At 55.3% G+C, this 24,695-nt stretch carries 21 protein-coding genes; 12 read left to right on the plus strand and 9 right to left on the minus strand.

Features of this window, described 5'->3' with window-relative positions; all coding sequences use genetic code 11:
• Nucleotides 1-148: 148 nt before the first annotated feature.
• Nucleotides 149-874 (plus strand): bifunctional 2-polyprenyl-6-hydroxyphenol methylase/3-demethylubiquinol 3-O-methyltransferase UbiG, encoded by a 726-nt coding sequence (gene ubiG, locus H0S68_RS16645; RefSeq protein WP_115058429.1) that lies wholly within the window; start codon nt 149-151, stop codon nt 872-874.
• Between the two features lie 60 nt (nt 875-934).
• On the opposite strand, the gene H0S68_RS16650 is transcribed toward ubiG, so the two are convergent.
• Nucleotides 935-1,663, minus strand: a complete 729-nt coding sequence (locus H0S68_RS16650; protein WP_130016471.1) for a FadR/GntR family transcriptional regulator — start codon at nt 1,661-1,663, stop codon at nt 935-937.
• 287 nt (nt 1,664-1,950) lie between these two features.
• Here H0S68_RS16650 and H0S68_RS16655 point away from each other — a divergent pair, with 287 nt between their 5' ends.
• From H0S68_RS16655 to yfaE, 9 genes are all read left to right on the plus strand, one after another.
• Entirely contained in the window at nt 1,951-2,637 is a 687-nt protein-coding gene (locus H0S68_RS16655; protein WP_128864601.1) for an RraA family protein, read from the plus strand.
• 70 nt (nt 2,638-2,707) lie between these two features.
• Entirely contained in the window at nt 2,708-4,012 is a 1,305-nt protein-coding gene (locus H0S68_RS16660) for an MFS transporter (RefSeq protein ID WP_104410954.1), read from the plus strand.
• Between the two features lie 2 nt (nt 4,013-4,014).
• Nucleotides 4,015-5,028, plus strand: a complete 1,014-nt coding sequence (locus H0S68_RS16665) for a zinc-binding alcohol dehydrogenase family protein (protein ID WP_187961699.1) — start codon at nt 4,015-4,017, stop codon at nt 5,026-5,028.
• A gap of 25 nt (nt 5,029-5,053) precedes the next feature.
• On the plus strand, nt 5,054-5,815 hold the full coding sequence (locus H0S68_RS16670) for an SDR family NAD(P)-dependent oxidoreductase (protein WP_048759279.1): 762 nt from the start codon (nt 5,054-5,056) through the stop codon (nt 5,813-5,815).
• Between the two features lie 73 nt (nt 5,816-5,888).
• Nucleotides 5,889-6,215: a UxaA family hydrolase gene (locus tag H0S68_RS16675; RefSeq protein ID WP_020827811.1), complete on the plus strand. Its 327-nt coding sequence runs from the start codon at nt 5,889-5,891 to the stop codon at nt 6,213-6,215.
• On the plus strand, nt 6,208-7,437 hold the full coding sequence (locus tag H0S68_RS16680; protein WP_020827812.1) for a UxaA family hydrolase: 1,230 nt from the start codon (nt 6,208-6,210) through the stop codon (nt 7,435-7,437). The genes H0S68_RS16675 and H0S68_RS16680 overlap by 8 nt, the downstream gene beginning before the upstream one ends.
• 608 nt (nt 7,438-8,045) lie before the next feature.
• On the plus strand, nt 8,046-10,334 hold the full coding sequence (nrdA, locus tag H0S68_RS16685) for a class 1a ribonucleoside-diphosphate reductase subunit alpha (RefSeq protein ID WP_020827813.1): 2,289 nt from the start codon (nt 8,046-8,048) through the stop codon (nt 10,332-10,334).
• A gap of 68 nt (nt 10,335-10,402) precedes the next feature.
• Nucleotides 10,403-11,533 carry a class Ia ribonucleoside-diphosphate reductase subunit beta gene (nrdB, locus tag H0S68_RS16690; RefSeq protein ID WP_020827814.1) on the plus strand — a complete coding sequence of 377 codons (1,131 nt, stop codon included), beginning with the start codon at nt 10,403-10,405 and terminating at the stop codon, nt 11,531-11,533.
• A 3-nt stretch (nt 11,534-11,536) separates the two neighbouring features.
• Complete coding sequence (gene yfaE / locus H0S68_RS16695) at nt 11,537-11,797, plus strand: class I ribonucleotide reductase maintenance protein YfaE (RefSeq protein ID WP_048759285.1); 261 nt, start codon at nt 11,537-11,539, stop codon at nt 11,795-11,797.
• 294 nt (nt 11,798-12,091) lie between these two features.
• On the opposite strand, the gene H0S68_RS16700 is transcribed toward yfaE, so the two are convergent.
• Entirely contained in the window at nt 12,092-13,288 is a 1,197-nt protein-coding gene (locus H0S68_RS16700; protein WP_400826175.1) for a nicotinamide mononucleotide deamidase-related protein YfaY, read from the minus strand.
• A gap of 244 nt (nt 13,289-13,532) precedes the next feature.
• Between H0S68_RS16700 and tyrP the strand changes: the two genes are divergently transcribed.
• Entirely contained in the window at nt 13,533-14,741 is a 1,209-nt protein-coding gene (gene tyrP, locus H0S68_RS16705) for a tyrosine transporter TyrP (protein ID WP_041414776.1), read from the plus strand.
• A 50-nt stretch (nt 14,742-14,791) separates the two neighbouring features.
• On the opposite strand, the gene H0S68_RS16710 is transcribed toward tyrP, so the two are convergent.
• Entirely contained in the window at nt 14,792-15,334 is a 543-nt protein-coding gene (locus H0S68_RS16710; RefSeq protein WP_020827818.1) for a YfaZ family outer membrane protein, read from the minus strand.
• A gap of 334 nt (nt 15,335-15,668) precedes the next feature.
• On the opposite strand from H0S68_RS16710, the gene katA reads away from it, so the two are divergent.
• Complete coding sequence (gene katA, locus H0S68_RS16715) at nt 15,669-17,105, plus strand: catalase KatA (RefSeq protein ID WP_020827819.1); 1,437 nt, start codon at nt 15,669-15,671, stop codon at nt 17,103-17,105.
• Nucleotides 17,106-17,285: 180 nt separating this feature from the next.
• Here the strand turns inward: katA and menE are convergent, their stop codons facing one another.
• From menE to menF, 6 genes are all read right to left on the minus strand, one after another.
• On the minus strand, nt 17,286-18,671 hold the full coding sequence (menE, locus tag H0S68_RS16720; protein WP_410528859.1) for an o-succinylbenzoate--CoA ligase: 1,386 nt from the start codon (nt 18,669-18,671) through the stop codon (nt 17,286-17,288).
• The gene (gene menC, locus H0S68_RS16725; RefSeq protein WP_410529470.1) at nt 18,659-19,630 is read right to left on the minus strand and encodes an o-succinylbenzoate synthase; all 972 of its coding nucleotides are present in this window, start codon (nt 19,628-19,630) and stop codon (nt 18,659-18,661) included. The genes menE and menC overlap by 13 nt, the downstream gene beginning before the upstream one ends.
• A gap of 11 nt (nt 19,631-19,641) precedes the next feature.
• Nucleotides 19,642-20,499, minus strand: coding sequence for a 1,4-dihydroxy-2-naphthoyl-CoA synthase (gene menB, locus H0S68_RS16730; protein ID WP_020827822.1), 858 nt, complete (start codon nt 20,497-20,499; stop codon nt 19,642-19,644).
• An 11-nt stretch (nt 20,500-20,510) separates the two neighbouring features.
• Nucleotides 20,511-21,278, minus strand: coding sequence for a 2-succinyl-6-hydroxy-2,4-cyclohexadiene-1-carboxylate synthase (gene menH, locus H0S68_RS16735; protein ID WP_128864607.1), 768 nt, complete (start codon nt 21,276-21,278; stop codon nt 20,511-20,513).
• A complete protein-coding gene (gene menD / locus H0S68_RS16740; protein ID WP_410528860.1) occupies nt 21,278-22,951 on the minus strand; it encodes a 2-succinyl-5-enolpyruvyl-6-hydroxy-3-cyclohexene-1-carboxylic-acid synthase in 1,674 nt (557 codons plus the stop codon). The genes menH and menD overlap by 1 nt, the downstream gene beginning before the upstream one ends.
• A 251-nt stretch (nt 22,952-23,202) precedes the next feature.
• Nucleotides 23,203-24,495 (minus strand): isochorismate synthase MenF, encoded by a 1,293-nt coding sequence (menF, locus tag H0S68_RS16745; protein ID WP_410528861.1) that lies wholly within the window; start codon nt 24,493-24,495, stop codon nt 23,203-23,205.
• Nucleotides 24,496-24,695 lie beyond the last annotated feature (200 nt).

Raw genomic sequence — 24,695 nt, forward strand, 5'->3', positions numbered from 1 at the left:
ATATCACAAAGCACGCTTTACGGGAAAATAACCGCCGCCGATTCACTGAAATTGTGCATATATGTGCGCTAAAAATGCATCGGCGCAGACGGCGCTGCGCCGGAACATGTATAATCCGCGCAACGAGAACCAGGAGCCAAATACGCCCATGAATGCAGAATCATCCAGCCAAGCGCAAAACGTAGACCATCAGGAAATCGCCAAGTTCGAGGCCGTGGCCTCTCGCTGGTGGGATTTGGAAGGTGAGTTCAAACCGCTGCACCGTATCAACCCGCTGCGTCTGAATTATATCCTGCAACGTTCAGGCGGCATTTTTGATAAAACCGTCCTCGACGTGGGCTGCGGTGGCGGCATTCTGGCGGAAAGCATGGCGCGTGAAGGTGCCAAAGTGACCGGTTTGGACATGGGCGCCGAGCCATTGCAAGTGGCCCGATTACACGCGCTGGAAACCGGCATGAATGTGAATTACGTGCAGGAAACGGTAGAGAGCCACGCCCAGGCCAACCCACAAAAATACGACGTCGTGACCTGCATGGAAATGCTGGAGCACGTTCCCGATCCGGCTTCGGTGGTGCGCGCCTGCGCTCACCTGGTCAAACCGGGTGGTCATGTGTTCTTCTCCACCATCAACCGCAACACCAAGGCCTGGCTGATGGCGGTCATAGGTGCGGAATATATTCTGAAGATGGTCCCGCAGGGTACCCACGACCATAAGAAATTCATCCGCCCTTCTGAACTGATCGGCTGGATCGACCACACGCCGCTGCGCGAAAAACACATGATTGGCCTGCATTACAACCCGATCACCGACCACTTCAAGCTGGGCGGCAACGTTGATGTGAACTACATGGTACATACTCAACACGAAGGCTGATGCCGCTCTCAAATGCGGTGAGTATTTAAGCGCTCGCCGCACAAAAATAAATGCCCTTCTTCAGGCCCCGTCATTGGCCTTCTCACCCTTTTCAATCAAAGAGTTGACCGCCGTATTAAAATGGTTCGTCATCGCTTTCATCGCTCCTTCCGCGTCCTTGGCGCAAACGCAATCGCAAATATCCTGATGCAAAGAGACAATCTGTTTTCTTTCGGCGTCGGTTCCACTTTGCGCTTCGAGACCGGCATGGATAGAACGTCTGAGTTGTTCATGCAGGGATTGCAATAAAATACCGGACAGAGGGTTGCGAGATGCCCTGGCAATAATGAGATGGAAGTTAATGTCATGCTGAATAAATTTTTCAGCGTCAAAGATGCACGCCTCAATCTGCTTCATCTCATCTTGCAGTTGGCGAAAATCCTCCTCATTGCCGTTGGTCGCCGCCATGCTGGCACTGCCGATTTCAAGCCACTGGCGCACGCTCAAAATCTGGGAGACCGACACCTGGTTTGAAGCGATGGCAAAGCCAAAAATAAGCTCAAGCACGCTGCTGTCGAACGCTTTCACCCGCGGGACTTTACCGCTTTTTATCTCCAGAATACCCAGAGCGGATAGCGAACGGTATGCCTCACGGATCACCCCTCGACTGACACCCAGTTCCTCAATTAATTTTACTTCGCTTGGAACCGCCATCCCCGGCGTCAACTGTTGCTGGCTTATCATATCCAGCACGTAATGCTTGATTTGCGAGGACAATGTGTGGCTCTGAATCGGCATCTTTGTATCCATTTTAAACGACTCCAAAATTTACAACTTCAAATGAACTAGATGAAAGCAAAGCAGAAAACATCACGATATTTTCTTCTCTCAGACCACCACCACAATTCAACACCATCAACGGCCCCTTCCGGGCGGTTCTCGCCGCCATTTTACTAAAAATGTGAGCTTAATATCATATATAAAATCACCCCTATCAACCTGTTTGACAGGTTGATAGGTTGCGCGTAATTTTTCCTGTGCAAACACCCGTGCCTGCTCTTGAGGCCAAATAGAAATTGTCTTTTCAGGAGAAAAAAATGTGGTCGAATGATAAAGAGCTGTTCCAACTGATGCGCACCAAGCTGTTCCCCGCCGTTGTGGGGGATATTCTTGATACTATGGGATTTTTACATCAGTTTTTTGCCCCCTCCATTAAACCGCTTCAGATGAATATGGTGGTTGCCGGCAGAGCGATGCCGGTGCTCGAAGCCGATGTCTACGAGCTCAAATCCAGCTCTGGGCATAACGAAATCACCCAACAGCCTTTTGGGTTAATGTTTGAAGCACTGGACTCGTTGAAAGAAGACGAGGTGTACATCGCCACGGGAAGTTCTCTGCGTTACGCGCTTTGGGGCGGCCTGATGTCAACCCGGGCTCGTCATCTGAAAGCGGCTGGCGCCGTGCTTGATGGTTATGTACGCGACAGCAATGAAATTCTGGAATTAAATTTCCCCACGTTCTCGCACGGCACTTATGCACAAGATCAAGGCCCCAGAGGAAAGGTGATCGATTATCGCGTTCCTATTGAATTTAACGGAATAAGGGTACACCCAGGCGATATCGTCTATGGCGATCGCGATGGTGTATTAATCATCCCGCAAGAAGTTGAACGTGACGCCATTAGTTTGGCATTAGAAAAAGTCTCCACAGAGAATCGCGTCAGGACGGCCATCGGCAATGGCATGAGCACGGTAGAGGCATTCGAAACCTTTGGCGTAATGTAATTTCACTAAGCCCATAATATTGATTGGCAAGGTGGGTTTATATTTAGTCATACAATATGAGTATGCAATCATGAAACAGAGAAATAAAATAATAACACTCTTGTTTATAGCCAGCATTATTAACTACCTGGATCGGGCTGCCTTTTCTGTTGCCATGCCCTATATAAAAGATTATCTACAACTCTCTCCTGCTGAAATTGGTGTAATGCTGAGCAGCTTCTTTTTCGGCTATGCCTTATTTAACTTCGTCGGGGGGTACCTGTCTGACATTTACGGCCCGCGCAAAGTGATGGCCATTGCCATGCTTACCTGGTCGTTATTCTGTGGTCTGACAGGGGTCGCTTTCAGCTACATCATCCTATTTATTATTAGAGTCATTTTTGGGATGAGCGAAGGCCCGGTCAGCACCAACATCAATAAGGTCATCACCCACTGGATCCCGATTCACCAGCGCGCACGCGCCATTGGTATTGCCAATGCAGGCAACCCACTTGGAGGGGCTATCGCGGGCCCCATCGTTGGATTCCTGATCATTATGTGGAACTGGCGAGTGGCCTTTATCATCCTCATGTCACTTGGCTTTGTGTGGACCTTCTTCTGGCTGAAAAACTTTACTGACCACCCTAAAGATCACCCGAAAACCCAACCTATTGAAATTGAAGAGTTTGAAACGGCTCTGCACAATGCGCCGGTAAACCATGATACCCAGACCAAGCTGCCGTTTCGCTTTTATCTGACACAGCCACTGGTTTTGGCGACCGGCATGGCGTTCTTTGCCATCAACTATATTCTTTATTTCTTCCTGACCTGGTTTCCCAGCTACCTCTCAATGGCAAAAGGGCTGAACATTGCTGAAATGAGCATTGCCTCCTCGATCCCATGGTTACTTGGCAGTGTGGGCATGGTCATGGGAGGCGCTGTCTCCGATTATATTTACAAGAAAAGCGGAAGATTACTTTTTTCCAGAAAGCTGCTTATTGTTGTCGGTTTAATTGCCTCGTCTGTATGCATCTGTATTGCCGGGATCGTAGACTCCGTGACCTTTGCCGTCATTATGATGTCATTCGGCATATTCTTTATGTATCTGGCAGCGTCATCGCCCTGGTCTATTATTTCCGACAGTATTTCCGCAGATAAAGTGGGTGGCGTGGGCGGCTTTGTTCACCTGCTGGCGAATACTTCAGGCATGATCGCCCCTATTCTGACCGGTTTTATTGTTCAATACAGCGGTGGCAGTTTTATTTCAGCCTTCGTATTAGCCGGTATCGTAGGTATTTTCGGCGCATTAAGCGTAGCGTTATTTGTCAAACCCATTAATTCAAATAAAAAAGCACAACCTCTCACGGACACCTTAACAAACCTGAGGAAACAATAATAATGAAAGCATTAACCATTGATAAAAATTCCCATACCGAGTTCGTCGATATCCCTGAGGCCGTATGCGGTGATAATGATGTTCTTATTGATGTCCAGCGCGTCGGCCTCTGCGGCTCCGATTTAAATACCTACCGTGGGTTTAACCCCCTGGTTGTCTACCCTTGCATCCCCGGCCATGAAATTAGCGGCGAAGTTATCCGCACAGGGTGCAATGTCACGACGGCCAAACCGGGCGATCGTGTGGTGGTCTTGCCTTGCACAGAATGCGGGGTTTGCAGCAGTTGCCTCGCTGGCAGACCGAACGCTTGTAAGCACAATCAAACGCTCGGCGTCCAGCGTCAGGGGGGTATGGCGCAAAGGCTGGTTATCCCAGCGAATAAAATTCTTGTTTGCAATGCCCTGAGCTTTGATGAACTGGCTCTGGTTGAACCTCTGGCCGTTGGGCTGCACGCCGCCCGTCGTGGTGCCATTCAGGTTGGAGAATGGGTGGCCGTGATAGGTTGCGGTGTCATTGGCCTGGGGGCCATAGCCGCCGCCGCAGCAATGGGAGCACGAGTGATCGCCATAGACATAGACGATCGCAAACAGGCCGTGGCTCTGGCCTGCGGCGCTTGCTCATTCCTCAATGGGGCAAAGGTCGACCTCGCCGACGAGCTGGGCAGGATCGACGAAGGCCGTGGCCCGGCATTGGTCATTGAGGCCGCCGGGCAAACCTCTTCAATCGAGCAATCTCTCGAACTGGTCGCCTTTTCTGGCCGCATCGTTTACGTCGGCTACGCAAAAAAACCGGTTAACTACAACAGCGCGCTTTTTTTGCTGAAAGAGGTGGATATCCGCGGCTCACGAAACGCCACGGTGGCAGATTTTCGCGCCGTACTGGCCTTGATGGAACAACAGCGCTATCCCCTGCATTCAATTATCACCACTCATTACCCGCTCGACCAGGCAGGTGAAGCCTTTATGGCGTGGGCAGCCGATCCTGGTGCCGTGACCAAAATACTTATCGCCTTTTAACCGCAATTAATCAGAGATTATAACTATGTTAAAAAATGCATTTTCACTCGAAGGTAAAACGGCATTAATTACTGGTGCGGCCAGCGGCTTGGGTTACGCAATGGCTGAATGCATGGTGGCCAGTGGCGCAAAAGTCATCATAGCCGACCTCAATGGCCCACTCGCTCAGCAGGCTGCTGAAAACCTCGGTCCTATGGCAACCTACAGTCAATTTAACGTCAGTGAAACCACCAAAACCCAGGCATGGGTGAACGGTTTGCTCGACCAGGTTGGGCAGATCGACATCCTGGTCAACAACGCGGGCAACCATTGCAAAAAGCCCATCGAGGAGATGAGCGTTGAGGATTTTGAATCCGTTCTTGATGTTCACGTTGTCGCAGCGTTTGCCTTGACCAAAGCGTTAGTCCCGCACATGAAGCGGCATGGCAATGCCAGCGTTCTGTTTACCGCCTCCATGACGTCATTTCTCGGACAGCCCTATGTCGCCGGCTATGCGGCGGCGAAATCGGCCTACCTGGGGCTTATCCGCGCGCTGACCACCGAACTGGCTGGGGCAGGCATACGCGTCAACGGCATCGCCCCGGGCTGGATCGACACGCCCATGCTGCGGAAGGCCATTGAAGGAGATGATGAGCGCCGCAATAAAATTCTCGGACGAACCCCGATGAAGAAATTCGGCAAGCCAGAAGACATTGGCTGGGCCGCTACTTATTTGGCTTCAGAGGCAGCCGCCTTTATCAGCGGTCAGGTTCTGGTGGTTGATGGTGGCGCTCTGATTGGTTTCTGATTGATTAGCCAGTGCTATTGCTTGGTGATAGCACTGAATATCCAGTCTAAATAATAAGATCAGGAGGGCTATTATGGAGCAAGTCGCATACAAGATTAATGACGTTGATAATGTCGCTACGGCGCTAACGCCCATACAAACCGGCAAAGTCTCGGTTCGCGGCTGTGGGAATGACACCGTCATCGCCAATGAGAATATCAATATCGGCCATAAAATAGCGTTATGCCCCATTTCCATGGGCGACCCCATCATTAAATACGGCATCAACATAGGCAGTGCGACCCAAGCGATAAAAACCGGCGATTGGGTTCACCTGCACGTTATGCATAGCAACTATGACGAACGCTCATCCCATCTGGATCTGGTGACCGGTGCCCCTAAGGATGTCAAATATGAATAAGTTAGAAAGCCTGAAATCGGTGACGTGGTCAGGTTACCAGCGCCAGAACGGCACCAAGGGGATCCGCAATAAAATATTGGTTATTTACACCGTGGAATGCGCCCATTTTGTGGCCGATAAGATAACCGAAAAAGTGAATGACGCCGAAGTTGAAGCGGTTGGGTTTTCCGGTTGTACCGACAATGAGTACGCCGTAAGAATGCTGATCTCATTAATTCGCCATCCTAATGTCGGTGGTGTCCTTGCCGTAGGGTTAGGGTGTGAGTACATCCAGCCAGAGTGGCTCAGCAATATCGCAAAAGAAGAAGGAAAGCCGACGGCCTGGTTCTATATTCAGCAAACCGGCGGCACAAAAGGCAGCGTGGAGTTAGGCGTTGAGCATGTCAGGAGAATGCAGACAGAATTAACGCGCACCAGCCGAGTGCCTATGGGCTTTGCAGACTTGATTATCGGCAGTGAGTGTGGGGGCAGCGACTATACCAGCGGGCTGGCGGGCAATGTGGCGGTGGGCAACTTTTTTGATTGGTTGGTCGATGCGGGCGGTACGGCAATTTTTGAAGAGATCGTGGAAGCCATAGGCTTGATTGATATTTTGTCCCAGCGCGCGGCATCCGAAAGCGCTAAGGATGAAATCGTTGCCACCTACAATAAGGCGCTCGATTACTGCAAATCGGTGAGGCAATACTCGGTCAGCCCAGGAAACTTTGCCGGTGGACTATCCACAATCGAAGAAAAAAGCATGGGTGCCGTAATAAAGAGCGGCTCTCGCCCCATTCAAGGCGTGCTTAAAGTCAGCGGTTGTCCCCAGCGAAAAGGCCTATGGTTACTTGATAGCACGCCAGATCCTCACTGGATGCAATTTGGCATCACTAACCCTAATGATAATGAAGGGCTGATGGATCTTATCTCCTGCGGTAGCCATATTATCTTTTTTGTCACCGGTCGCGGCAGCGTAGTGGGCTCCGTGGTTGCCCCCGTGATAAAAATCACCGGTAACAGCCAAACGTTTGAAAACATGATTGATGATATGGATGTGGATGCCGGCCGGCTGCTAAGCGGGGCCATATCGCAACAACAGCTTTCTCTGGAAATCGCTCAATTGATAGTGACGATTGCAGCCGGGCAAAAAAGCAAAAGTGAGGAACAGGGCCATAAAGAATATTTTATTCCTTATAAATATCAAAGCAAAGAGGTGCTGATCCCCACGCGATGCGAAAGCTAGCCGTATCAACCGCCGTCAGTCGATGCCTAAAAATGATCAATTTACGGGAGTGAGGCGACATGAAAGCTCCCGTAAACCTCTTGTGACGCAAACGCTCTATTGCGAAAGCAAGGGCTGGAGACCGCAATCTCTGGTCTGGTACCTATCACTCCCATCGCACGGACGAGAAACCGTGGTTAATGGCAGTCCTCATTTTGGGGTAAAGTAGCTACGTGAAATCACACAGGCAGACATTGGACAAAAGATTGCGCCAGCCCAGTGTTCTTCTTGTTTATGAATTTTTAGAACTTTGATGGCTAACAATATGCCGTTTTTTTCTAACGTTTAATAAAGCGGCAAACGATCACGTTTTTCTGATTATAGGGAAAATCTTATCCCGCTTATTGACAAGCTTGTCGCACCAGTCACAGCGCGCACTGCGAAAGACAAGTCACATTTCACCCCCAAGTTATCCACAAATTAGGCCACTTTTGTTCACTTGCAAACGCCCTGTTTTCTCACTATCTTGTTACCTCACCGACATACACCCCCTATATATAGTGTTTACATACTGAGCAGAGCTACTACACTTCTGCTTAGGGGCACCATACGGACAGGTAAAACACCACATGAACCAAAGTCTGCTTGTTACTAAACGCGATGGGCGTAAAGAGCGCATCAACCTCGACAAAATCCACCGTGTCATCGACTGGGCCGCGGAAGGGTTAAACAACGTCTCCGTTTCTCAAGTAGAGTTGCGTTCCCATATTCAGTTTTATGACGGCATCAAAACTGCTGATATTCATGAAACCATTATCAAAGCAGCAGCCGATCTGATCTCGCGCGACGCGCCGGATTACCAGTATCTGGCCGCGCGCCTGGCCATCTTCCATCTGCGTAAAAAAGCTTACGGTCAGTTCGAGCCGCCAAAGCTGCTCGCTCACGTGACGCGCATGGTAGAAATGGGCAAGTACGATAAGCATCTGCTGGAAGACTACAGCACTGAAGAGTTCGAGCAGATGGACTCCTTTATCGATCACTGGCGTGATATGAACTTCTCCTACGCGGCCGTTAAGCAGCTGGAAGGGAAGTATCTGGTGCAGAACCGCGTCAGCGGCGAGATCTACGAGAGCGCGCAGTTCTTGTATATCCTGGTGGCCGCGTGCCTGTTCTCCAACTACCCACGTGAGACCCGTCTGGACTACATTAAACGTTTCTACGACGCGATCTCCACCTTCAAAATCTCACTGCCTACGCCAATCATGTCCGGCGTGCGCACCCCTACCCGCCAGTTCAGCTCTTGCGTGCTGATCGAGTGCGGCGACAGCCTGGATTCCATCAACGCCACTTCCAGCGCCATTGTGAAATACGTTTCGCAACGCGCCGGCATCGGTATCAACGCCGGTCGTATCCGTGCGCTGGGCAGCCCGATCCGTGGTGGTGAAGCCTTCCATACTGGCTGCATCCCGTTCTACAAACACTTCCAGACCGCGGTGAAGTCCTGTTCTCAGGGCGGCGTACGCGGTGGTGCAGCGACGCTGTTCTACCCGATGTGGCATCTGGAAGTTGAAAGCCTGCTGGTGCTGAAAAACAACCGTGGTGTTGAAGGCAACCGCGTTCGTCACATGGACTACGGCGTGCAGTTGAACCGCCTGATGTACCAGCGCCTGATCAAGGGCCAGGACATCACCCTGTTCAGTCCTTCTGACGTCCCGGGCCTGTATGACGCATTCTTCGCCGACCAGGACGAGTTCGAACGTCTGTATACCAAGTACGAGCAAGACGACAGCATTCGCCAGAAACGCGTGAAAGCGGTCGAACTGTTCTCGCTGATGATGCAGGAACGCGCCTCTACCGGCCGTATCTACATCCAGAACGTTGACCACTGCAACACCCATAGCCCGTTTGATCCGCAGATCGCGCCGGTGCGCCAGTCTAACCTGTGCCTGGAAATTGCCCTGCCGACCAAACCGCTGGACGACGTCAACGACGAAAACGGCGAAATCGCCCTGTGTACGCTGTCCGCGTTTAACCTGGGCGCCATCGAAAGCCTGGACGATTTGGAAGAGCTGGCTACCCTGGCAGTGCGCGCATTGGACGCCCTGCTGGATTACCAGGACTACCCAATCAAAGCCGCACACCGTGGCGCCATGGGTCGTCGCACCCTGGGTATCGGCGTGATTAACTACGCTTACTATCTGGCGAAGAACGGCGTGCGTTATTCCGATGGCAGCGCCAACAACCTGACTCACAAGACATTCGAAGCTATCCAGTATTACCTGCTGAAGGCCTCGAACCGTCTGGCTCAGGAACAAGGGGCTTGCCCGTGGTTCAATGAAACCACCTATTCGCAGGGGATCCTGCCGATCGACACCTACAAGAAAGATCTGGATGTCATCTGCCAGGAGCCGCTGCACTACGACTGGGAAACCCTGCGTAAAGAGATCAAGGAAACCGGTCTGCGCAACTCGACCCTGTCGGCGCTGATGCCTTCGGAAACCTCTTCGCAGATTTCCAACGCCACCAACGGCATTGAGCCGCCACGTGGTCACATCAGCATCAAAGCGTCGAAAGACGGCATCCTGCGCCAGGTGGTGCCGGAGTACGAACGTCTGAAAAACGACTACGAGCTGCTGTGGGAAATGCCGAACAACGACGGCTACCTGCAACTGGTCGGTCTGATGCAGAAGTTTATCGACCAGTCGATCTCTGCCAACACCAACTATGACCCAACCCGTTTCCCGGGCGGCAAGGTGCCAATGAAGCAGCTGTTGAAAGACCTGCTCACCACCTACAAGTTTGGTGTCAAAACGCTGTACTACCAGAACACCCGCGACGGCGCGGAAGACGTCCAGGAAGATTTGTTGCCGGCCAAGGGCGGCGATGATGACTGCGAAAGCGGCGCCTGCAAGATCTAAAGTTTGAAACAGCGGGCCGGAACTCTTCCGGCCCCTTCATTTAGCCACGATACGATGGACTCAGGCTTATGGCTTACACCACATTTTCTCAGAATAAAAACAACCAGCTGCTGGAACCGATGTTTTTCGGCCAGTCGGTTAACGTTGCGCGTTTCGATCAGCAAAAACATGAAATTTTCGAAAAACTGATTGAGAAGCAACTGTCCTTCTTCTGGCGCCCGGAAGAGGTTGACGTTTCTCGCGACCGTATCGACTACCAGGCGTTGCCGGAACATGAAAAACACATTTTCATCAGCAACCTGAAATACCAGACGCTGCTGGATTCGATTCAGGGCCGCAGCCCGAACGTGGCGCTGCTACCGCTGATCTCGATCCCGGAATTGGAAACCTGGGTGGAAACCTGGTCATTCTCTGAGACCATCCACTCACGTTCTTACACCCATATCATCCGTAATATCGTTAACGATCCGGCGCTGGTGTTTGACGATATCGTCACCAACGAAGAGATCCTCAAGCGTGCGAAGGACATTTCCGGCTACTACGACGATCTGATCGAGATGACCGGCTATTACCATCTGCTGGGTGAAGGCACGCATCAGGTCAACGGCAACACCGTTACCGTTAGCCTGCGCGCGCTGAAAAAACAGCTGTATCTGTGCCTGATGAGCGTTAACGCGCTGGAAGCCATCCGCTTCTACGTTAGCTTCGCCTGTTCATTTGCCTTTGCGGAACGCGAGCTGATGGAAGGCAACGCCAAAATCATCAAGCTGATCGCCCGTGACGAAGCGCTGCATCTGACCGGTACCCAGCACATGCTGAACCTGATGCGCTCCGGTGCCGATGACCCGGAAATGGCAGAAATCGCCGTTGAGTGTCAGCAACAGTGCTACGATCTGTTCGTGTTGGCGGCCGAGCAGGAAAAAGAGTGGGCGGAATACCTGTTCCGTGACGGCTCGATGATCGGCCTGAACAAAGACATTCTGTGCCAGTACGTGGAATACATCACCAATATCCGCATGCAGGCAGTGGGCCTTGGCCTGCCGTTCGCCACCCGCTCTAACCCAATCCCATGGATTAACGCCTGGTTGGTCTCCGACAACGTGCAGGTTGCACCACAGGAAGTGGAAGTCAGCTCCTACCTGGTAGGGCAGATCGACTCGGAAGTCCATGCCGACGACCTGAGCGACTTCGAACTCTAAGCGATGGCATCATCAATCGTGACGCTGCGTACCACGGGTACGCAGCTTGCCTGCCCCAAAAGTGAAAATTGCCTGCTCGACGTGCTCGAATTGCACGACGTTGAGGTGGAGTATCAGTGCCGTTCCGGCTACTGCGGCGCCTGCCGCCTGAAGCTGGTAAAAGGTGAAGTGACCTACCGCCAACAGCCATTGGCGTTTATCAACCAGGGTGAAATCCTGCCTTGCTGTTGCATGCCGCTGACGGATATCGAGTTGGAAATCTGATTTTCAAGAACATCCTTCCATCACCTGAATATACCCTATGACTTTCGAGTTACAGCCAACAACGCTGCAGCTTGAAAGACGACGGGTATAAATACCAAAATCGTAATAGATACAACGGCTAACGAGTGAAACACCTGCTTTAACTGCATGCTTGCCTCCTTGCTGTGAAGAGGCTAGCGTAACGGTGTCTAGGCGGTATGTGCAGCCCCATTCTGATTGAGAGTCAATACAGTTTGGGGCTTTCATCTATCCGCCTTGCCACACAATGCCCAAGACCAACAGTCTCAAGCCTCCCTATTCGATAATCTCCAGCGTCTCCAGCCAGGCATTCCTGCCGCATACCGGCCCACCGTTCAACCACCGCCGCAGCATGTCTAGCGCCAGCATCGCCACCGACTCTTGCCTTAACCGCAGGCTATGCCGCGCAGCCCGATAACGTACCGTCTGCCCGACGCTGCCTTTTGGCGTATGCAGCCCAATGCTCACCCGATCGCCGCTCATGGCGCTGACCGCCAATGCCAGCTGCGCCCCGGTCAGTTCCGCCAACGAACGAGCGCGCGCCAACGTGGTTTCCAGCGTTTCTACGCAGTGCGACGGCAACAATTCGCCACCGGCCAACGGCGCCCCTTCGCTTTGCAGTTGTAGATTGATCAATCCGGCGCTGAACTGTTCGCTCAGCGCCAACTTCAGCCCTTGCTGATTCAACCGCTGTGTCAGCACTGCCGGCAGGCCAAGGGTTCCTTCAAACAGGGTGTTATCACCCGCAACCTGACGAACCCGCTCCCACGCCTGCTCCATCGCCGCACGCTGGGCAACCGGGCCGGTCAGCTTCAGTTCAATGATCGGGCTGGAGGAACGATAACCCAGAACCACATCCGGCGGCAGCGGCATGCCGTCCAGCTCAGCAGCCAGATCGCTTTCCGAAGTACCAAAAGTGGTTAACCGCAGGCACAGCGGTGGTGCCGGTAAGGTAAAACGCTGACGCAGGCGCGGCACAATTTGCTGTTCGACCATCACTTTGAATTCAGATGGCACGCCGGGCGTGAAAAACATCATGCATCGGTTCAGTTGCAAAGCAAAACCACAGGCGGTGCCAACCGGATTGTCGAGCATCTCTGCGTTAGCGGGGATCTGCGCCTGCTTGCGGTTTGAGGCCGCCATCGGCCTGCCGCGTTCAGCAAAATACGCCTCGATACGCGCCATCCATTCAGCATGTTCAACCAGCTCGACGCCGCAGGCGGTCGCGGCCGCCTGAGCACTGAGATCGTCACTGGTCGGCCCCAGACCGCCGTTAACAATCAGCACGTCGGCGATATGACTGCGTTCCTGTAATGTTTCGATCAGAGAGGAGAGACTGTCCCCCACCGTTTCGCGGCCGCTCATCGGCATGCCCTGCTGGAACAGATAGTCTGCCAGCCAGGCGGCGTTGGTATCTATAATTTGCCCGTGTAGCACCTCATCACCGGTGCTGAGCATCTCCACCCTTAACATTGATCTCTCCCACATTTTCCGATCTTTCCACTATAGAAGCCTGTAAATAAGTTTTCACTAGGCACCACCAGTTAATTTCGGTTAAAGGCATTTTTTTGCGAGATAGCGCAGCCCGCCGCATCGTAAAGATAAGTTAACAGCACCCGTAACGCCCGTTTGACACGAAATATTCCATCAACTATCCTGCCGCACTTAGAATCAGTTACCTATAATTTTCCAAAATCTTTGGTTGATAGAGAAAAACGTGAAAAATCGCACGCTTGGCAGTGTATTTATCGTAGCAGGAACCACCATCGGCGCCGGGATGCTGGCAATGCCGTTGGCGGCGGCCGGTGTAGGCTTCGGCGTCACCCTGGCTCTGTTAGTCGGCCTGTGGCTGTTGATGTGTTATACCGCGCTGCTGCTGGTCGAAGTCTATCAACATGAACAGGCCGATACCGGCCTCGGTACCCTGGCAAAGCGCTACCTCGGCGGCGGCGGTCAATGGCTGACCAGCTTCAGCATGATGTTTTTGATGTATGCCCTGACTGCCGCCTATATCAGCGGCGCCGGTGAATTGCTGGCGGCCAGCATCAGCCAGTGGACGTCGCAGGACTTCCCCACCACGCTTGGCGTATTGCTGTTTACTCTGGTGGCCGGCGGCGTAGTCTGCATCGGTACCCACTCGGTCGATCTGTTTAACCGTATTCTGTTCAGCGCCAAAGTGGTGTTTCTGATTGTCATGCTGGGCCTGATGCTGCCCAATATCCACCAGACCAACCTGATGACGCTCCCGCTGGAGCAAGGGCTGGCGCTGTCGGCCATTCCGGTGATCTTCACGTCGTTCGGCTTTCACGGCAGCGTGCCAAGCATCGTGAACTACATGGGCGGCAACATCCGCAAGCTGCGTTGGGTGTTCATTATCGGCAGCGCCATTCCGCTGATAGCCTATATTTTCTGGCAGTTGGCCACGCTTGGCAGCATCAGCTCCACCACTTTCGTCGGTATCCTGGCACAGCAAGCCGGTCTGAACGGCCTGTTGCAGGCGGTGCGCGACGTCGTGGCTTCCCCACATGTCGAACTGGCGGTGCATTTGTTTGCCGATCTGGCGCTGGCGACCTCCTTCCTGGGGGTAGCGCTCGGGCTGTTTGATTTCCTGGCCGACTTGTTCAAGCGCCAGGATAACGTACGAGGCCGTCTGCAGACCGGTGCCATCACCTTCTTGCCGCCGCTGGCTTTCGCGTTGTTCTATCCACGTGGCTTTGTGCTGGCGCTGGGCTTCGCCGCCATCGCGCTGGCAGTGCTGGCGTTGCTGCTACCGTCAATGCTGGTGTGGAAAACGCGTCAACAGCATCAGGCGAAATACCGCGTCTGGGGGGGAACTCCGGCGCTGGCGGTGGTGTTTGTCTGCGGGGTGACGGTGATTGCCATTCAGGTGGGTATCGCCAGCGGTATCCTGCCGGCCGTAGGCTAATAGATTTTTCGATAAAACGAAGGGGCCAATTGGCCCCTTCTCTGTTTGTATCAGAAGCTCAGACCCACGCCAACATAAGGGCCATCGGCCAAGGTGTTGTCACGACGCCCGTCCTTCCCTTGCATCTGAATATAGCGGTAACCCACATCTACGCTAAGCGGGCGGAAAACCGTCCAACGCAGGCCGCCGCTGGCTTCGTTGTAAGCCTTAACGCCACTGGTCAGTGATTCCGGGGCGAAATAGCCTTCGCCATGCAGGCTGAGAGAACGCGTGATTGCCCAGTCAAGACCGCCGCCCAGTGCCAAAGCCCCACCGCTCTTACCGTCCTTCGGGCTCAGATACAGCGCCTTGCCCCCTAACGTCGCAGTCAACGGTCCCAATGGCAGGCCGAAGTTCAGCCCCAGGCTGCCAACGTTGCCGTTATGATCGCTACGGGCCCAGTTACCCGTTAAACCCAAACCGCTGGTGCCTGTGTCCTGACCGAAGCCGAGGTTGGTGTAATGCTTGCCGGCTTCGCCAGACAGGCTGAGCGCGTTCGCCGCACCGGTCATAAACAGCATGCTTGCCGCGCAGGCGACCAAAGTCTTTTTCATCGTCTATCCCTCTTGCTACTTCATCCATTAAGAATGATATGAGTTAACCCGTAATAATACCGTCACGAGTCTATACCAAACCACAACCAGTTCTTAAGGGATAAAAGCGAAAAAATTCTTCTGTAATCAAATGAATGTAAAGTTTTGCAAGGAAAAGCGTCCTCCCGGGTGGCAATAGCAACGATAACCCAGACCTATTTGCCGAGTGCGTTCAATAGGTCTACAACTAGTAGTGGCATTGATTAGGGTCAGGGTGAGAACGCCCTGGCGGATTATGATGAAAGCTTGAGTCGCCCAAGTCTTCACTCAATTGCAATACGATAAGGAGCAAGTGATGAGCAAGAAAGGACTGACCACCGCAGCCGGAGCCCCGGTTGTCGATAATAATAACGTGATCACCGCAGGTAAACGCGGCCCGATGCTGCTGCAGGACGTTTGGTTCCTGGAAAAGCTGGCTCACTTCGACCGTGAAGTGATCCCCGAGCGCCGCATGCACGCCAAAGGATCCGGCGCCTACGGCACTTTTACCGTCACCCACGATATTACCCAGTACACCCGCGCAAAAATCTTCTCTGAAATCGGCAAGCAAACTGACATGTTTATCCGCTTCTCCACCGTAGCCGGTGAGCGCGGGGCCGCCGACGCCGAACGCGACATTCGCGGTTTCGCGATGAAGTTTTATACCGAGGAGGGCAATTGGGACCTGGTGGGTAACGACACCCCGGTGTTTTACCTGCGCGACCCGCTGAAATTCCCCGATCTTAACCACGTGGTCAAACGCGATCCGCGTACCAATCTGCGCAACCCAACTTATAAATGGGATTTCTTCTCGCTGTCGCCGGAAAGCCTGCACCAATTGACCATAGACTTCAGCGACCGCGGCATCCCGAAATCCTACCGCCATATGCACGGCTTCGGCAGCCACACCTTCAGCTTTATCAATGCCAACAACGAACGCTTCTGGGTTAAATTCCACTTCCGCTGCGAACAAGGCATTGAAAACCTGATGGATGACGAAGCGGAGGCGATCATTGCCAAAGACCGTGAAAGCTCACAGCGCGATTTGTATGAAGCCATCGAGCGGGGTGATTACCCGCGCTGGAAACTGCAGATTCAGATCATGCCGGAACACGAAGCCTCGCAGACGCCTTACAACCCCTTCGATCTGACCAAGGTCTGGCCGCACGGCGATTACCCGTTAATCGATGTTGGCTTCTTCGAGCTGCACCGCAACCCGGAAAACTACTTCGCGGAAGTGGAACAAGTGGCGTTGAACCCAGCCAACGTAGTGCCTGGGGTCAGCTTCTCGCCGGATAAAATGCTGCAGGGTCGCCTGTTCTCTTACGGGGATGCCCACCGCTACCGTCTGGGCGTTAACCATCATCAAATCCCGGTTAACGGTGCAAAATGCCCGTTCCACAACTACCACCGCGACGGCGCGATGCGCGTGGACGGCAACAGCGGTAACGGTGCCACCTACGAGCCAAACAGCTTTGGCCTGTTCCAGGAGCAACCAGACTTTAGAGAGCCACCATTGAGCATTGAAGGAGCCGCCGACCACTGGAATCACCGTGAAGACGGGGATTACTTCAGCCAGCCGCGCGCGCTGTTCAACCTGTTGAGCGCGGAAGAACATCAGCGTATGTTCACCCGTATCGCCGGTGAGCTGTCGCAGGTGCCGGAACAGATCCAGCGCCGTCAGGTCGATTTGTTCACCCAAGTGCATCCGGATTACGGCGCTGGCGTAGCCAAAGCGCTGGGCCTGAAATAACCGTCGGCAGTCACCGAAGCCGTTGACAAAGTGCTCTGTTGTTTAATGGTAGGGGCGCTGCATGCTGCGCTCAATAGCATAATCAATGGGTTAAATCGGGTCGAACATGTTCGACCCCTACCGGTTTAGCCGTTTCGCAGGTTTGTCAGCAGTTCTGAGGCCGCCTTTGGGCGGCCTTTTTTATCGATGGGATAGCTGTTCAGCCACCCATTGCTGCAGTTGACGGCGGGAGATCTTGATCCCCCCGGTTTTCAACTCGGCGGGCATCGCCAACAAAGCAACCGGCCGTTGGAAATTCACCAGACGATCCTGCGACCACGCCAGCAGATCTTCCAGCAAAAGCGGTACCCCACTGTCGATCACTGCCACCGGTCGTTGGCCAAACTCGGCGTCATCCACCGGCACCACCACCACCTGCAAGATCTGCGAGTGAGCCGCCAGCACGCGTTCGATATCCTCCGGTTGAATGCCTTCCCCACCGCTGAAAAACAGGTTATCCAACCGGCCAATGATCCGCAGTTCACCCTGTTCCATGACGCCGCGATCGCGGGTATGAAACCAGCCTTGATCATCGACGAGCGGCAGCAACGCACCGCGTTGCCAATATCCCAACGCCAGACTCTGCGCCCGGATCCACACTTCCTCATTCACCAGCTTAACTTCCCGACCAGCCAATGGCAGTCCAACGCCTGGCAGCCCGTCAGCGCGCTTGGCACACACCGTGGAAGCCAGTTCGGTCAGACCGTAGCCGCACCAACAGCGAATGCCTGCCGCCTCCGCCTGCGCGGTCAGCTCTGGCGGGATCATCGCGCCCCCGAGCAGCACTTTCTTCAACGTTAGCGCCGCCAGCGGCTGCGCCAGCAAACGCCAAAGCTGTGTCGGCACCAGCGAGGCATGGGTACACCCTGCCAATGCGTCAGCCAGAGGATGCATATCACGCACCACCAGCCCGGCCCCCGCCGCCAGCCAGCGCCAGACAATGCCCTGGCCGGAAACGTGAAACAGCGGTAAAGACAGTAGCCAGCGGTCCTGAGGTTGGAAGTCCATCAGCCGCAGTACCCCTTCGGCGCTGGCCAGATGCGCGGCATAGCTGTGCGCAGCGGCCTTTGGTCTGCCACTGGAGCCCGAGGTCAAGGTCAGCGTCGCCAGCCGTTGCGCATCCCAACGCGGTGGATTCAGCCAGCGAGACTCGGTAGAGGGAGGGGTTAAAGGGATGACCGTGGCCGGTAAGGTCGGTAACCGGTCCGGACTGAAAGCAAAATCGATATCCAGATCAGGCAGCAACGTCGCCAACTGGGCCGCGGGCAGCGCCGGATTCAACGGCAGCAGCCGCGCACCGCACTGCAGCAGCGCCAGATAAGCCAACAGCAGCGGGTAGCTGTTCTTGCCGCATAACGCCACGCCACAGCCGGGCTCGACGCCCTGATGCTGAAAATCTGCCGCCAGCCTATCCACCTGACGGCGCAACACCAGCCAACTCACCGGCTGGTGCCCCACCGTCACCGCCGTCGCCTGTGGCCGTCGCTGCGCCCACTGCCGCCACGGCCAGTCTTTTAGCTGCGCCATAAACACTCCAGCGCTGATGTATCCAATAGCGGCAACTCGCAGTCCGGCCAGGGGCGTAGCAGCTGCGCCTGCATCAGATCCAGCGTGTCCAGTCCAGGTACGGTATTCGGCGTCAGCCAGTGCGCGATGCGTGCCAGTTGCGTCAACCCCAGGCTCGATTCGATGCTGGAACTGATCACCGCCGTTAACCCCGCCGCATGGGCCTGCTCGACCAGGGTACGGCAACGAACCAGACTGCCGGTCAAGGTTGGTTTAATGACGATCGCCGCCACGCCCGGTTCGGCCTGCACCACAAAATCTGCCTCGCGCACGCTTTCGTCCCAAGCGATAGCAATGCCGGTCGCCAGCGCGAAATCCCGCGATTCATCACGGGTTTTGCAAGGCTCTTCAAGGAAAGCAATGCGTTCACGCAGCGCCGGTGCCACGTATTTAGCGAACCCGTCCGCCTTGGCACGAGTCCAACTGCGGTTGGCGTCCAGCCGCAGACGCAAATCGGGCAGGGCTTCCAGCAAGACGTTGACTATCATGCCGTCGCGCACCGCCTCATACAGCCCAACCTTCACCTTGGCAACTTTCTCTCCCGGCAGCGCGGTCAATACCGCGAACAGCTCGTCAGGATCGCCGGTACACAGCGGCGCTTTGCGGTAATCTGCCTGCAGCGGCAACCGCTGTTCCAATTCCGCCAACGCGCAGCTGGTGCCGAACGCTACCGAAGGCAACGGGCTGTCTGACGGCAAGCTCCCGCCTTGCCAGTCCTGTACCCAACGCAGCGCAGCCTGCTCGGCCTGCGCCAGCGTTTCCTGGCTGAACTCCGGCAGCGGCGCTATCTCACCCCAACCTTCCTGCCCGCCCTGCTGCAGATGGATCAGCAAACCATCGCGGGTTTTCAGCCGCTGGTTGCGCAGCACCACGCCAGCCTCCATCGGCAGGCTGTAACGGTAAACGGCGGCGTTACGGATCGGAGCATTCATTACGGATTACGCTTGAATTTGCTGAAGTCCGGCTGGCGTTTTTCGTTGAACGCGTTGCGCCCTTCCTGACCTTCGTCAGTCATGTAGAACAGCATGGTGGCGTTACCCGCCAGCTCCTGCAGACCGGCCTGACCGTCGCAGTCGGCATTCAGGGCCGCTTTCAGGCAGCGCAGCGCCATCGGGCTGTTTTGCAGCATTTCACGACACCAGCGTACGGTTTCTTTTTCCAGGCTCGCCAAGGGCACCACGGTGTTGACCAGGCCCATGTCCAGCGCGGCGGCAGCATCATACTGACGGCACAGGAACCAGATCTCGCGCGCTTTCTTCTGGCCGACGATTCGTGCCATGTAAGAAGCGCCCCAACCGCCGTCGAACGACCCCACTTTAGGCCCGGTCTGGCCGAAGATGGCGTTATCCGCCGCGATGGTCAGGTCGCACATCATATGCAATACGTGACCGCCGCCGATCGAATAACCGGCAACCATCGCCACCACGGGTTTCGGGCAGGTGCGGATCTGGCGCTGGAAGTCGAGCACGTTCAGATGGTGCACGCCGCTTTCATCCTGATAACCGCCGTAATCGCCGCGCACTTTCTGATCGCCGCCGGAGCAGAAGGCTTTGTCGCCGGCGCCGGTGAGAATAATGGTGCCGATGCCGTCGTCGTAGCGGGCATTGGACAGCGCTTCGATCATCTCTTTCACCGTGTGCGGCCGGAAGGCATTACGCACCTGCGGACGGTTAATGGTGATTTTAGCGATGCCGTCGCTGGACTTGTGGTAGAGGATATCTTCGAAATCACCGGAGCAATCCTGCCACTCGATGGCGGCGTACAGCTGTTCTTCATTCGGATAGAGCATGTTCTGTTCCTTTAACCAGGGTTAACGAGAAAAGTGCGCAGTTCGGCGACGAAATCCTGCGGGTTGGCCAGGTGCGAGTTATGCCCGGCCTGCGGCACGATGCGTAACGGCAACCCGGCGTCACGCGCCAACTGCTGAAATTTGTGATCGTCAGCACCGCACAACACCACCAGCGGTATCGCCAGCTGTTGCAATTGCGGCACCAGACAGGGCTGCTTACCCAGCGAAGTGGCTTCCAGCATGTCCGCCACTGCCGCGCCGGAATTGTCCTTGCGGGCACCGATCAGCGCATCGCGGTGCACCGCGCTGAGATTGGCGAAGACCGGCTGCTGGTACCAGTCCGCCAGCACCTGTTCAATGGGTTCGTGGCGGAAACGTTCCGCCCAGGCCGCATCATGCGTCAGACGTTGAGCACGCAGGGCCGGATCGGCCAGTCCGGGATTTCCGCCTTCAATAATTACCCCTTGCAGGCCGGTGGTGTCGCCGCAGCAGGCGTGGTACATGGCTATGCGCCCACCCAATGAATAGCCCACCAGCCAATAGCGTTCGATGCCGTGCATCTGCAAGGTGCTGCTGATTTGCGCGCTGATATCGTCAAAGCTGCTGCAGGTCACCGCAACGGAATCGCCGTGGCCCGGCAGGTCGATCGCCAGCGACGGCCACTCCGGGCAGCGGGAAGCGATCACCCGCCATTCATTGTTGTTGCCCAACAGGCCATGCAGCCAGATTAACCAGGGCCGATCGGCTTCGCCCTGTTGCAAGACTTTTGTCGCCAGCATTATTGCTCCGCCATCTGTTGCACCAGATGCTGCAACGTCTGTGCACCATCGCTCGGCGGCACCTGCAGCTCAATCAGCGTGGCACCGCTGTGGCGCCACCCCTGTTCCACCGCCTGCAGCAACTGTCCCCAGTTTTCCGGGCGGGCGTAAGCGAGTTGGAACATCGCTGCGGCATGGCTGAACTCCACGTCCTGCGGCATGCAGTAGAAGCGCTGCCGGTCTTCTTCCGGCGTTGGCAGCAATGAAAAAATCTGGCCGCCATTATTATTAACCACGATCAGCACCGTTGGCGCAGAGCATTGACGCAGCAGCGCCAGCGCGTTCAGGTCATACAGGGCGGAAAGATCCCCCACCACCGCCAGCGTTGGTTTGGCGGTGGCCCGCTGCACGCCTGCGGCGGTAGAGATCAGGCCGTCGATGCCGCTGGCACCGCGGTTACTGAACACCGGATAACCCGCCGGCAAGCGGGTCAAGGCATCAATCAAGCGTACGATCAGGCTGTTGCCCAGAAACAGCTGGCCGTTTTCCGGTAGCAGCTCCGGCAGGCGGTGCGCCAACTGCGCCTCGCCAAAGCGGTTGACCAGGTGGCCCGAGACCGCGTCCAGCGCGTTATCCGCCAGCTGCATCAGTTCATCTGCCCAAGGGGTGCGAGGCTGGGCCGGGTGCAACTCAAGCCACTGCGCCACGCTGGAACGAATGCGCCGCCCCCGGTGGTGCGCCGGGTCGAGTCGCCCCGGTAAATCGTCGATCAACCAATATTCCTGCGGCTGGCACTGCTCCTGCCACTGCAGCAGGCGTTTACCGGTCAGGCTGCTGCCGAACTGCACCACCAGTTGCGCATCCGCCAGCCGTTTTTGCGCCTGCGGCTGAGCCAACCATAAATCGGCACAGGGCAGCGGTTGCCCGGTCTGAGACAAAACGTCGCCTATCAGTGGCCAGCCGAGCATGGCGGCCCATTGCGCCACCTGCTCACCCTCCTCCGCACTCATGCGGCCTGCCACTACCACGCCCCGTTTTTGCCGCCAGAAGAACCAGTCTGGCTGTTTGAGCACCACGTGCGGATCCATTTCCCGCAGCCAGGGCTGGCTGCCTTGCCACCAGTCGCCAAGCGTCGCGGACCAATCGTCGTACTGCTGCTCATCGCCGCCGTACAGCGGTTCGGCAAAGGGGCAGTTAATATGCAGCGCGCCGTGATGCAAACGTGCCATGGCGCTGTCGAGGGTGGAAACCAGCCAACTGGCGGAAATATCCGGCGTCGGGCGCGGCAGATCGAGACTCAAAGATGGGTGGCTGGCATACAGGCCGTTTTGGCGGATGGCCTGATTGGCACCGCAGTTGATCAGCTCAGGTGGACGATCGGCAGTGAGAAACACCAGCCGTTCGCCGGTCAGCCCGGCTTCGATCAAGGAAGGGTACAGGTTGGCGGCCGCGGTGCCGGAAGTGACGATGACCGCCACCGGCTCCCGCGACGCCTTCGCCAGGCCAAGCGCCAAATGGCCCAGCCCGCGCTCGTCAAAATGGGTATGGCAGATAAAAGACTTGTTGGCCGCCGCAGCCAGCGTCAAAGGCGTAGAGCGCGATCCCGGAGCGATACAAACATGCCGCACTCCATGGCGAGCCAGCGCTTCCAACAGCAACGCCGCCCACCGGCGATTAAAAACACTTGTCGACATAGTTCGCTCACAAGTCGGTTAACAGAATCTGCCTCTGGCACCCGCCGATCGGCGGCATGCCAAAATGATGTTCTGCATTATATGAGTAGTTATCTTTACGACTTTTGCGCCAGCGCAAAAACGCCGTACATCCCGGTGACTTTATGGTAGACAATTAATTGATTTAGAACAAAAAATAAACATAAAAATCACACGCAGTTTACACTCACCGCGCGGTTCTCTCAATAAATCCGTAACCCAAGCAGGGAAATTCAGGGCAAAGCGTCTGGCTGTAACAACGTCAGCAACCCGGCAGCCTTGTTTTCGATCTCCAGCCACTCTTCGGCGGCGTCGGAACCGCTCACGATACCGGCTCCGGCGTACAGCCGTAATCGGTCGCCGTCTAACTGCGCGCAGCGTAGTGATACGCAAAACTCGCTGCGGGACGCGGACAAATAGCCGGCAGAACCGGCGTACCAGCCGCGGGAGAAGGGTTCATGCTGCAGGATAAATTCGCGTGCTGCCTGACGCGGCAAGCCGGCGACCGCCGCCGTAGGCTGTAACCGATGCAAGCAATCGGCATCGTCCTCACGTTTCAACTGGCCTTCAATACGGCGCCGCAGGTGCTGCACCTTACGCAAACGCACCACTTCCGGCGGTAACACATCCACGGCATTAGCTCCCCCTTGCAGGCGCTGGCAGATGTCGTCCACCACCAGCAGATTTTCACGCCGGTTCTTGCCATCCTGCAGCAGCCATTGCGCCAGGGCCTGAGCCTGTTGGTATTCGGGGTGATTAGCCACGGTGCCCGCCAGAGCTTCCGTCAGCAGTTGACGCCCCTTGCGTAGATACAGCCTTTCCGGGCTGGAACCGAGAAAGGCGGAATCTGCATCAAATCGCAGCATATAGTGGTAACATCGGTGGTTCACTCTGCGGCTGGCTTCCATCATCGCCGGCGCAAACAGCGGGCCATCCAGCGTCAGTAGCGTACTGCGCGCCAACACCACCTTCTCCATCTGTTGCCGATCTATCGCCTTCAGCGCTTCGTGCAACATGGTTTCCCACCCGGCACGTTCCGGTTGATGCTGCACCTTTCTCACTTTCGCCTTTAATGGCGTCATAGGCCGTGCAGCCACGCTATTTTCCAGCCAGCACTCGGCGACGATCGCATCGTCGCGTAGCGAACTTTCAGAAAACAGATTCAGCATTAATTGTGTTTCGCCCTCGCGGGTCAAAATTTCCAGACGTGGCAAAAATAAATGCGCCGTGCCATCGAAGGCGTTCAGCCCCCACACCCGCGCACCTTCATGCGCCTTGAGAAATGCCTGTGCTTGTTCCGGTTGGGTAAACAGGCGCAGTGCACCGCAGGCCGCGGCCTCTTCATGCCCGTCGCGATGATGCCAGTAAAACTGAGGGAATGTCGGCTGTGCCGCTAACCATGCCAGCAAGGGGGTGGTCAGCGGCGCGGGAACGGGAAGTGCAAGCTGGCGGAAGCCGCCCGCCACGGGAAAATGTTGTTCAAACTGCCGGCGTAATCGCCGCAGCAATGCCGAAAGTTGTTCCACGGCCACCTCAATAACCAAACTTAATGTAGGGAATTATACGGTAAATCAAGGATCAACGGCGGAAAAATAGCGCCATAACGCCAACGGCAGGGCCCGCAAATTGTTTATTAAAATTAAACAATCAGCTCAAAAAGCGGCCAAGAATGCATTGTACGACTATACTGAGAAAGCATGTTCCTGCCTGCTGTGAACCCACGCCA

Origin of the sequence: Serratia sp. AXJ-M (assembly GCF_046531865.1) — a bacterium.
Classification (GTDB): Bacteria; Pseudomonadota; Gammaproteobacteria; order Enterobacterales; family Enterobacteriaceae; genus Serratia; species Serratia liquefaciens.